This window comes from Acidovorax sp. HMWF029, from assembly GCF_003060895.1.
GTDB lineage: Bacteria > Pseudomonadota > Gammaproteobacteria > Burkholderiales > Burkholderiaceae_C > Acidovorax.
This window is the reverse complement of the sequence record NZ_QAIH01000120.1, coordinates 1-9,883: the sequence shown is the minus strand read 5'-3', so window position 1 is coordinate 9,883 and position 9,883 is coordinate 1. Positions and strand designations below refer to the sequence as shown.

Sequence of the window (9,883 nt, the reverse complement as noted above, 5' to 3'; positions counted from 1 at the left end):
CCTGCTGAAATTCTCAGCAGGTCAGTGGAACACCCTGGTCAATATTGGATTGGCACTTTGCGGTTTAGCTGGTCAGGTTTGCATCGGCACCAACACACAAAGAATCTACGAGCCGTTCAGTTGTTGCTGGGCCACTCCAAACTCGAGTCCACCGTACGGTACCTGGGCATCGAAGTCGACGATGCCCTGGAGATATCCGAACAAACCGAGATTTGATCGAGATAAGGCAATTTCCGCTCGGCCGGCAGCGACGGCTGGGCGGAATGCGTTTGAAGGCGTGGACCGGACGGCCGCTTACAAGCACCTGCGCGATCGCCGGCTGTTGGCCATCTCCGAAAGCTCAGATGTCAAAGCTGAGCGGCAGAAACGTGCCCATAGCTGAAGTTCGTCGAATTTCAGCAATCGACCCGGAGCGATCCTCCGATCCACCGAATTGGCGGCCTGAAAGCAGTCACTCAACGGCTCGATGCAGAGGAAGCTGTAGGGCGGGTCAAGAGCCGCCATCCACCGCAGCATAGGCAAGGTCGAAGCCTGCACAATCGGTTCGGCGGCGGGTCGCGACCCGACCTACATGACTGTTTGTGCCTTTGCTCCAGGCCCATTTGAAGGCCGGCTGAGCAACTTCATCGCCCCCGGAAAGCCTGGCGCCAGGCGCTCGGTGAGACGGCGAATCGGCGCCGAAAGTGGCGGCGCAGCGAGGCGGCCGAACCCAGCCCGGTCTGCACGGCAATCGCGTCCATGCCCAGATCGCTGCTTTCCAGCAATTGCTGCACTTGTTGCAGCCGTGCGTGCAGCAGCCAGTCGCCCAAGGCCTGCCCGGTGTGCTGCTGGAACTGGCGGGTGAAGGTGCGCCGGCTCATGGCGACCTGGGCCGCGCAGGCATCCACGCTGTGCCCTTCATGCAGGCGCGTTTGCAGGCTTTGCAGCAAGCCGCTGAGGCGTTCGTGGCGCCCGGTGCTGGGCAGTGCCTGTTCGATGAACTGCAACTGACCGCCCTGCCGGTGCGGCGCGGTCACCAGCCGGCGCGCCACGCGGTTGGCCACGGCCTGGCCCAGGCGCTGGCGCAGCAGATGCAGGCAGCAATCGAGGGCGGCGGCGGTTCCGGCCGAGGTCAGGACCTGGCCATCCTGCACGTACAGCACGTCGGGCATCAGCTGCACCTCGGGGTGCAGGCGCGCCATGTCCGCCGCATGCGCCCAGTGCGTGGCGGCCTGCCGCCCGTCCAGCAGGCCGGCCTGGGCCAGCACAAAAGCCCCGAGACACAGGCCTACCACGAGTGCGCCTCGGGCATGGGCGGCGCGCAAGGCCTTCAGCACCAGGGGCGAGGCCGGCAACTCGGGGTCGGACCAGCTAGGTACGATCACCACATCCGCCGCGGCCATTGCCTGCAAGCCCTGTTGGACCTGCAGACCCACCCCGACGCTGCTGGGGATCAGGCCGGGGCGCTCCGCACAAATCTCGAGCTGCATCGCAGGCACCCCGGGGTGCGATTCACCAAACACCACGCAGGGAACGGACAGGTGAAACGGGCTGATGCGTTCAAAAGCGAGCACGCATACGGAAAGGGAAACGTACATGGCGCAGCGGGCACGTGGCAACGTGAGGGGCGATTAACTTTGGCCCAATGTTAGCGATAAAAGGCGTTTCGGCCACTGTTGGCGCGGGCGTCGGGCTCGAACAATGGTGACTCTTTCAAGAACCGACACGCTTCGCCATGAGCTCTATCCTCATCAAGACCTACCGCCCGCATGTTGAGGCCTTGCTGGCCCGCTACCAGCCGCAGATAGGTGCGGACCTGCCCGGCTACCGCAACCATGTCTACCGAGCCATCAGCTATGCCATGCACTTCTTGGCTCAGGCGCCGGACGCTGAGCGTTTGGTGGAGACGGCTTTTGCGTACCACGACATCGGCCTGTGGAGCGATGGCGCGCTGGCCTATCTGGAGCCTTCCGAAGCCCTGGCCTTGGCCGACAACCAGCGACACGGTTGGGGCCTGGACCCGGCTGTGCTGGCTGGTGCCATCCACTGGCACCACAAGGTCACGCCCTACCGAGGGCCCCACCAGGAAGTGATCGAGGCCTGCCGCAAGGCCGACTGGATCGACGCCAGCCAGGGGCTGCTGCGCAAGGGCCTTGCGCGATCGGACATCCGCGCCGTCGAAGCCGCGTTTCCCAATCTGGGCTTTCACGCCACCTTGCTTCGCCTGGCCAGGGACTATGGTGGCTCCACCCTGAAGGGCGGCATCGCGGTGACCCGCGGCATCGTCAAATGGTGAGCCCGAGCCGGCCTAGGTGGTGCGGTTCAGGCACCGGAGGCGCAGGCGTTCGCCAGCTGAAGTCGTATCCACCGTGAATTGACCCTGTTCCCGTAGCCCCTTCAAGCCTAACTGCAGGCGCGCCACAGTTGCCGTCCAGCGGTGACCGCTTGTTGTCGAGACCAGTCCCCGACTGAGGGAGCTACGATCGTCGGCAACCGCTGCGCTGCCGTCCTTCGCCGTTGACCTCGAACTTCGGCTTTGGGCACGGAGTCGACAACCGCAGACTCGTTCGCCGTTCACGCCGACGCCGCCGATTGCTAATTTGCAGCTTGGGAAAGCTGTCATTGGATCCAACAGCATCTTGCACGTAGCTGTACAAGAACGCCGATTCATTGACTGTCAGCTTCGGAAGGTGAAGCTGTCGTCCGACCAACAAAGCCCCCAAAGGCCGGTCTCGCACACTGCGGTCGTTGGCCGACCAAAAACGAATGGCCGCAGCCAGCCTCTTGCAGTCATCGGAGCGTTTAGGGGCTGCTCGGACCGCAAGAACTTCTAGAAAAACCAAAAAAAGAGCGCTCAAACTGAGCGCTCTTTTTTATGTAGCAGCAAGCCCAAACAGGGCTGCGGCTTGCTTCGTATTTCCAGGTCGTCTTTACCCGTCAAGTTCGAGTTTACGACTTTACTGTTACAAATGCCCCCCCCCGCAAACCCGCATGAATGCTGGAGGCTTGTTTACGACTTTATTTGCGTGTTTACGACTTTAATTACCCAGAATACCAACGGGCGGTTCAATCGCCCTTTACTCCACCGTCACGCTTTTCGCCAGGTTTCGGGGCTTGTCCACATCCGTGCCGCGCGCGCACGCGGTGTGATACGCCAGCAGCTGCAGCGGCACCACATGCAGCAGCGGGCTCAACGGGCCGTAGTGTTCAGGCATGCGAATGACGTGGATGCCTTCGCTGCTTTCGATGCGGGTGTCGGCATCGGCCAGCACATAGAGCACGCCGGCGCGCGCGCGCACTTCCTGCATGTTGCTCTTGAGCTTTTCCAGCAGCGCGTCGTTGGGCGCCACGGTGACAACGGGCATGGCGCTGGTCACCAGGGCCAGGGGGCCATGTTTGAGTTCACCGGCCGGGTAGGCCTCGGCGTGGATGTAGCTGATTTCCTTGAGCTTCAATGCGCCTTCCAGTGCGATGGGGTAATGCAGGCCCCGGCCCAGGAAGAGTGCGTTTTCCATGCGGGCGAAGTCTTCGGCCCAGCTGATGAGCTGGGGCTCCAGCGCCAGCACGGCCTGCAAGGCCACGGGCAGATGGCGCATGGCTTTGAGGTGGTCGGCCTCTTGCGCATCGGTCAGGCGGCCCTTGCTTTGGGCCAGCGCCAGCGTCAGCAGGAACAGGCCTGCCAGCTGGGTGGTGAAGGCCTTGGTGCTGGCCACGCCAATCTCTACCCCCGCGCGGGTGATATAGGCCAGCTTGCATTCGCGCACCATGGCGCTGGTGGCCACGTTGCAGATGGTGAGCGTGTGCTGCATGCCCAGGCTTTGCGCGTGGCGCAACGCGGCCAGCGTGTCGGCGGTTTCGCCGCTTTGGCTGATGGTGACGACCAGGGTGCGCGGGTTGGGCACGCTGGTGCGGTAGCGGTACTCGCTGGCCACTTCCACCTGGGTGGGGATACCCGCGATTTCTTCCAGCCAGTACTTGGCCGTGCAGCCGCTGTAGTAGCTGGTGCCGCAGGCCAGGATGAGCACGCTGTCTATTTCTTTGAACACGCGCCAGGCTGCGGCGCCGGGCTGGCCGTGTTGGCCTTGGCCGTCAAACAGCTCGGGCACGATCCCTTCCACGCCTTCGAGCGTGTCGGCAATCGCGCGCGGCTGCTCGAAGATCTCCTTTTGCATGTAGTGGCGGTAGGGCCCCAGCTCGGCCGCGCCGCTGTGCGCCAGCACGGTGCGCACGGGGCGCTGTGCGGGCGTGAGTGCTGCGCCGTCCTTGCCCACCATCCAGTAGCGGCCCAGCTGCAGGTCCACCAGGTCACCTTCTTCCAGGTAGACGATCTGATCGGTCACACCGGCCAGGGCCATGGCGTCGCTGGCCAGAAAATGCTCTGCCCCGGCGTTTCCAACCCCCAGGATCAGGGGGGAGCCTGCGCGCGCGCCCACCACGCGGTGGGGTTCATCCTTGTGCATGACGGCGACGGCGTAGGCCCCGTGCAGCTCGGCCACTGTGGCCTGCACGGCGTCGAACAGGTCGCCGTTGTAGTGGCTGTCCACCAAATGGGCGATGACCTCGGTGTCGGTCTGACTCACGAACACATAGCCGCGCGCCTGCAGCGCCTTGCGCAGTTCTTCGTGGTTTTCAATGATGCCGTTGTGCACCAGGGCCACACGGCCTGCACTTTGGGCCTGCGCGTCTGCGCCCGTGCCGTGGCTGAAATGCGGATGGGCGTTGTGCACGGCGGGCGCGCCGTGGGTGGCCCAGCGGGTGTGGGCGATGCCGGTGGCGCCGTCGATGTGTTCGGCGGTCACCTGCTCCAGCAGCTCGGCCACACGGGCGGTGCTGCGGGCGCGCTGCAGGCCTGCCGGACGCGCGGCATCGAGACTGGAGACGTGCACTGCCACGCCGCAGGAGTCATAACCCCGGTATTCCAGCCGCTGCAGGCCCTGGACGAGGATGGGAACGATGTTGCGCGCAGAGACTGCGCCGACGATGCCACACATGTTTTGGCCCTTGGTTTGGATGCGATGGGGCGATCGTAGGCACCACGCTGAAAAATTATTGATTGATATTGGAACAAATTTGAACTTAAATTTCACACCACCCAGCTGATGAAATTTTCATTCAATAACTCAGAGAATATGGAATCAATTTCCCTCGACAGTACCGACCTGCAGTTGCTCAACCTGCTACAAACCGACGCGGCGCAGAGCAACCAGGCGCTGGCCGAGCAGGTGCATGTGTCGCCGCCCACCTGCCTGCGCCGCATCAAGCGCCTGCAGGATGCAGGGCTGATTGAGCGCCAGGTCGCCATCCTGCAGCCCGACCGGCTCGCGGCCATCCAGGGCCACGGGCTGGCCTGCATCGTCGAGGTGTCGCTGGACCGACAGGGCGCCGAGCAGTTAGACGCGTTCGAGACGCGCGCCGTGGCGGACGACGCCGTCCAGCAATGCTGGCGCGTGTCGCCCGGGCCAGACTTTGTGCTGGTGGTCCACACGCGGGACATGCCGGGGTATCTGGCGCTGTCGCAGCGCCTGTTCACTGGCGACGCCAACGTGCGCAATGTGAAGGCCTTCTTTGCGACACGGCGCGCAAAATTCGATACAAAAGTGCCTCTTGCGCGCGACTGAAGAGCGTTTATTGCTATTATTTTTGAAAAGCCTTTCGCCACAAGGCCTTGCGCCGGATGGTCATTTCTTGCTGGTATCGCGCGGATGTGCGTTGTAAGCTCCCCCGCATCCTTGACCTGTACCCATGTCGACGCCCCCAGCGTAATCACAGACCAATGCCAACCTCCCGACGCAAGATGCCTCGCCGCATCTATCCCCTGCGCATACTGGGCATGGGGCTGGGCGGCATGGTGGTGGGCGTGGTGCTGTGGGAGCGCCAGGCTTCCACCCTGGCGTGGCTGTGCATGGCGCTGCCCTGCTTTGTCTGGCCCCATGTGGCCTACCTGCTCACGCGGCGCAGCGTCGACCCCTATCGCACCGAAACCCGCAACCTGCTCATCGACTCGGCCATGGCCGCTGCGCTGGTGCCGCTCATGCATTTCAACCTGCTGCCCAGCGTGCTGCTGGTCACCCTGACCCTGGTGGACAAGATCACCACCGGCATCCGGGGGCTGTGGGCACGAGCCCTGGTGGTGATGCTGGTGGCGGGTGTCGCCAGCACCCTGTTCACCGGCATGCACTGGGCGCCCGAGACATCCATGCGGGTGATGGTGGCCTGCCTGCCGGTGATGGTGCTGCACACGCTGTCCGTCAGCATCGTGAGCTATCTGCTCATCCGCAGGGCCACGCACAACAACCTGATGCTTGATGAGCTGCGGCGTGTGGATGCACTCACCGGCCTGTTCGGCCGCGGCCACTGGCAGGAGCAGGCCGAAGCCGCACTGCGCAGGCACCACACCACCGATGAACCCGCCTGCCTGCTGATGCTGGACATCGACCATTTCAAACGCATCAACGACCTGCACGGCCACACTGTGGGGGATGAAGTGATCCGCGCCCTGGCCCACGTGGTGCGCGGCAATGTTCGCGCGGGGGACTGCGCCGGGCGCTTCGGCGGCGATGAATTTGCCATCGTGCTGCCGGGCATGCACGCACGCGATGCCCTCACCATTGCCCAACGCATTCGCGAACAGACCGAGTGCGTGCGGCTGCGCCACCTGCCCGATCTGCGCATCACCAGCAGCATCGGCGTGGCCCCGGCCGACCACCGTCACAGCAACCTGCGCGCCTGGATCGATGCAGCCGACGCGGCGCTGTATGTTGCCAAGCACGAAGGGCGCAACCGCGTATCGGGCCACATGGAGCCCGCGCTGGCGCCAGCGGTGTAAACGCGTTTTTCTACGAAGCTCAGGGCTCTTGCCCTGCGTGCGCCGGGGATGGCCACACCACCCGCACCGTACAACCCTCCCCGGGCGCAGCCGTGGCAGTCACCGTGGCGCCATGCCGCAGGGCAATGGCACGGCACAGAGCCAGCCCTGCGCCCACACCATCAAACTCGGTCTCGCGATGCAAGCGCTGGAACACACCAAACAAGGCGCCCGCCCGCACCGGGTCGAAGCCCACGCCGTTGTCCTGCAACGTGAAGGCCACCTGACCTGCGGGCGACACGTCCGCAGCCAGAGTGATGCAAGGCGCTACCGCGTGACGCGTGAACTTGAGCGCATTGCCCAGCAACTGCGTCAGCAACTCCTGCAGCAGCAGAGGGTCGGCATGCAGCATGGGCAGGTCAGCATCCACGCGCCATTGCACGGCGCGCCCCGCCTCGGCGGGGGCCAGCGTGGCGCGTGCCTGGGCAATCGCATCGGCCAGCGGCACAGGCTGCAGGCGCAGCGGGGCGCGGCTGGCGCGCACCAGGGCTTGCAGACCGTCGATCATGAGACCCATGCGCCGGGCGGACTGGTCCATGGTGGCCAGAAAACCCAGTGCCTCCTGCACCTCGGCCCCCTGCGCCACCTCGGGCGGCAAATCGCCCAGCACCTCGCGCACCAGCGCACCATAGGACGTCACATGCCGCAGCGGCGCGCGCAGGTCGTGCGAGACAGCGCGCAAGAACTCCTCCTGCGCAGCCGCCATGTCGGCCACCTGCTGCTGGCTGCGGGCCAGTTCGGCGCGCAACCCTTCGACGGTCTGCAGTTCGTTTTCAATGCTCATGCCAAGCTTCCAAAAGCATCGGCAAGACACCATGGTGTCGCAGCGCGTCCGTGCGCTGGCGGCATCCCCCTGGAGGGGGAAGGCGCGAAGCGACTCAGGGGGTGTCTCATTTTTTCGGCCGCGCCCAATTGGCAATGCTCACCTGCTTGCCGCGCGCCACGCTCAGCGCCCCTGGCGCCGTGCTCTTGGTGATCGTGCTGCCGCCGCCCACCGTGCCGCCTGCGCCAATGGTCACGGGCGCCACCAGCACGCAGTTGCTGCCCACATGCACATCGGCCTCTATCACCGTGCGATGCTTGTTGGCGCCGTCATAGTTGGCGGTAATGCTGCCCGCGCCGTAGTTCACTCGTTCGCCCACCGTGGCGTCACCAAGGTACGCGAGGTGGTTGGCCTTGGCGCCATCGGCCAGCGTGCTGTTCTTCACCTCCACAAAGTTGCCGATATGCACCTCGCGGCCCAGCTGCGCACCGGGCCGCAGGCGGGCAAAGGGGCCGATCAGGGCACCCTCGCCCACCGTGGCACCCATCTTTTCGCCGTCGATGTGGGTATAGGGGTGGATCACCGCGCCCGCAGCAATGCGTGCGTTGGCAATGCAGCAGTGGGCGCCAATGCTCACGCCTTCGCCCAGCTCCACCCGGCCAGTGAAGACGCAGTTCACATCGATCTCCACATCCTGACCACACAGCAGCTCGCCGCGCGCGCCCGTGCGCGCATCGTCGCGCAGGTCAAAGCGCCCCGGGTCGGCCAAGCGCACGCCCTGCTCCATCAAGCTGCGCGCCTGGCGCAGCTGGTGGGCGCGCTCCAGCTCGGCCAGTTGCAGCGGGCTGTTCACGCCCGCCACCTGCAGCGCGTCGGTAATGCGGTGCGCCACCACAGGCACACCATCGGCCACCGCCATGGCAACGATGTCGGTCAGGTAGTACTCGCCCTGCGCGTTGTCATTGGTCAACCGCGCCAGCCAGCCGCGCAGCAAGCGCGCGGGCACAGCCATGATGCCGCTGTAGATCTCGGCAATGGCGCGCTGCGCGTCATTGGCATCCTTGTGTTCGACGATGGCCTGCACGGCGCCAACGGCATTGCGCAGGATGCGGCCATAACCCGAAGGGTCTGGCAGAGTCACCGTGAGCAGCGCCAATTGCTCGCCGCCGCTGGCGGCCACCAAGGCGCGAAGCGTGTCGGCCTCGGTCAGCGGCACGTCGCCCGACAGAACCACGGCCATGCCGTCATCGCGCAGCTGGGGCACCGCCTGCAACACGGCGTGGCCCGTGCCCAGCTGGGGCTCCTGGCGCACAAATTTCAGGTCAAAACAGCCCTTTGCGCCTGCTGCGCCAGCGCAAGCCGCTTCTACTTCTATAGCACCATGGCCGGTGATGACGATGGCGCTGCGCGCCTGCAGGTTCACGGCCTGGTCCAGCACATGGTGCAACAGCGGCCGCCCGGCCAAGCGCTGGAGCACCTTGGGAAGGCGGCTTTTCATGCGCGTGCCCTTGCCGGCCGCCATGATGAGGATGTCGATTGGGGTCATGGAATGCATCTGGAGATCGAGGCCCGGGGCGGTGCGCCACGCAGGCCGGTGCGGGATTATCGGCTGCGCCGCCCGCAGACCCAAGGCGCAGCCCACCGTTCACGCTACAGGCAGCCGCCACCAGCGCGTACCCCGCGCAACAGACTTCAGCCTGCCACCGTGCCCAACACGTGCCTGCGTCGCAGCAACAGGGGCGCAGTCACCCCGCCAAAACTTGAGGCCCGGGGTCATGATGTTCTGCACCCCTCACCACCAAATCCCGCTGCTCGGCCACGATGCGGCTCACGCGCGACACCGACAACCCCAACTGCCGTGCAATTTCTCTGACTGCCATCCTGCTGGCCTTTTGTTGGCGTCCCCGCCTGCGGCGACTCTTGGTGAATCTGCTGGTGCATTCGTGGTTGCGCCATGGTCCCTTGAAATCCACCCGAAGGGCATGGCAACGGCGCAGGAAGGCCAAGGTGCGGATTGATGTGGCGGGTTGCAAGGCTCATGGAGCGCTGCCGTCCCGCAAGAAGCCAGCATGGGTGTTGGCCGAAGTTCTTCAACTGGCCGGGCATCTGCAAACGCCCCGCGCCATCGCCCACAACTTCAACCGCCGGCATGGCCAGCGGATGCCATCGGCATTGTTCTCGGTGATGTTGCTGATGAAGCCATTGGCATCCCGCCAGGTATTGCTGGTGGCAGTCGTGCCGCCACGCGTGGTGGTGGCTTGGGACTGCAGGTAGCT

Annotated in this window: 8 protein-coding genes and 1 pseudogene; 5 read left to right on the top strand and 4 right to left on the bottom strand. The window is 64.7% G+C overall.

Going from position 1 to position 9,883, the window contains the following annotated elements:
• Positions 1 to 87: 87 nt before the first annotated feature.
• Positions 88 to 216, top strand: a pseudogene (locus DBR12_RS23540) (integrase); the annotation flags it as partial.
• 407 nt (positions 217 to 623) lie between these two features.
• Here the strand turns inward: DBR12_RS23540 and DBR12_RS08235 are convergent.
• Positions 624 to 1,577, bottom strand: coding sequence for a GlxA family transcriptional regulator (locus DBR12_RS08235; RefSeq protein ID WP_108616803.1), 954 nt, complete (start codon positions 1,575 to 1,577; stop codon positions 624 to 626).
• A 137-nt stretch (positions 1,578 to 1,714) separates the two neighbouring features.
• On the opposite strand from DBR12_RS08235, the gene DBR12_RS08230 reads away from it, so the two are divergent.
• On the top strand, positions 1,715 to 2,275 hold the full coding sequence (locus DBR12_RS08230; protein WP_108616802.1) for a phosphohydrolase: 561 nt from the start codon (positions 1,715 to 1,717) through the stop codon (positions 2,273 to 2,275).
• A gap of 781 nt (positions 2,276 to 3,056) precedes the next feature.
• On the opposite strand, the gene glmS is transcribed toward DBR12_RS08230, so the two are convergent.
• Positions 3,057 to 4,970, bottom strand: a complete 1,914-nt coding sequence (glmS, locus tag DBR12_RS08225; protein ID WP_108616801.1) for a glutamine--fructose-6-phosphate transaminase (isomerizing) — start codon at positions 4,968 to 4,970, stop codon at positions 3,057 to 3,059.
• Between the two features lie 138 nt (positions 4,971 to 5,108).
• Between glmS and DBR12_RS08220 the strand changes: the two genes are divergently transcribed.
• On the top strand, positions 5,109 to 5,597 hold the full coding sequence (locus DBR12_RS08220) for an Lrp/AsnC family transcriptional regulator (RefSeq protein WP_108616800.1): 489 nt from the start codon (positions 5,109 to 5,111) through the stop codon (positions 5,595 to 5,597).
• Between the two features lie 155 nt (positions 5,598 to 5,752).
• On the top strand, positions 5,753 to 6,805 hold the full coding sequence (locus DBR12_RS08215) for a diguanylate cyclase (RefSeq protein ID WP_108616799.1): 1,053 nt from the start codon (positions 5,753 to 5,755) through the stop codon (positions 6,803 to 6,805).
• Between the two features lie 19 nt (positions 6,806 to 6,824).
• Here the strand turns inward: DBR12_RS08215 and DBR12_RS08210 are convergent, their stop codons facing one another.
• The gene (locus DBR12_RS08210) at positions 6,825 to 7,628 is read right to left on the bottom strand and encodes an ATP-binding protein (RefSeq protein ID WP_108616798.1); all 804 of its coding nucleotides are present in this window, start codon (positions 7,626 to 7,628) and stop codon (positions 6,825 to 6,827) included.
• 106 nt (positions 7,629 to 7,734) lie between these two features.
• Complete coding sequence (glmU, locus tag DBR12_RS08205; RefSeq protein ID WP_108616797.1) at positions 7,735 to 9,153, bottom strand: bifunctional UDP-N-acetylglucosamine diphosphorylase/glucosamine-1-phosphate N-acetyltransferase GlmU; 1,419 nt, start codon at positions 9,151 to 9,153, stop codon at positions 7,735 to 7,737.
• Between the two features lie 377 nt (positions 9,154 to 9,530).
• Here glmU and DBR12_RS22330 point away from each other — a divergent pair, with 377 nt between their 5' ends.
• Positions 9,531 to 9,881, top strand: coding sequence for a hypothetical protein (locus DBR12_RS22330; protein ID WP_233244352.1), 351 nt, complete (start codon positions 9,531 to 9,533; stop codon positions 9,879 to 9,881).
• Positions 9,882 to 9,883: the final 2 nt, after the last annotated feature.

What these genes read in the sequence shown, in the direction of transcription:
- DBR12_RS08215 (WP_108616799.1), top strand. Translation starts at nt 5,753, where the DNA reads ATGCCAACCTCCCGACGCAAGATGCCTCGCCGCATCTATCCCCTGCGC.
- glmS (WP_108616801.1), bottom strand. Translation starts at nt 4,970, where the DNA reads ATGTGTGGCATCGTCGGCGCAGTCTCTGCGCGCAACATCGTTCCCATC.
- DBR12_RS08235 (WP_108616803.1), bottom strand. Translation starts at nt 1,577, where the DNA reads ATGTACGTTTCCCTTTCCGTATGCGTGCTCGCTTTTGAACGCATCAGC.
- DBR12_RS08230 (WP_108616802.1), top strand. Translation starts at nt 1,715, where the DNA reads ATGAGCTCTATCCTCATCAAGACCTACCGCCCGCATGTTGAGGCCTTG.
- DBR12_RS08220 (WP_108616800.1), top strand. Translation starts at nt 5,109, where the DNA reads ATGGAATCAATTTCCCTCGACAGTACCGACCTGCAGTTGCTCAACCTG.
- glmU (WP_108616797.1), bottom strand. Translation starts at nt 9,153, where the DNA reads ATGACCCCAATCGACATCCTCATCATGGCGGCCGGCAAGGGCACGCGC.
- DBR12_RS08210 (WP_108616798.1), bottom strand. Translation starts at nt 7,628, where the DNA reads ATGAGCATTGAAAACGAACTGCAGACCGTCGAAGGGTTGCGCGCCGAA.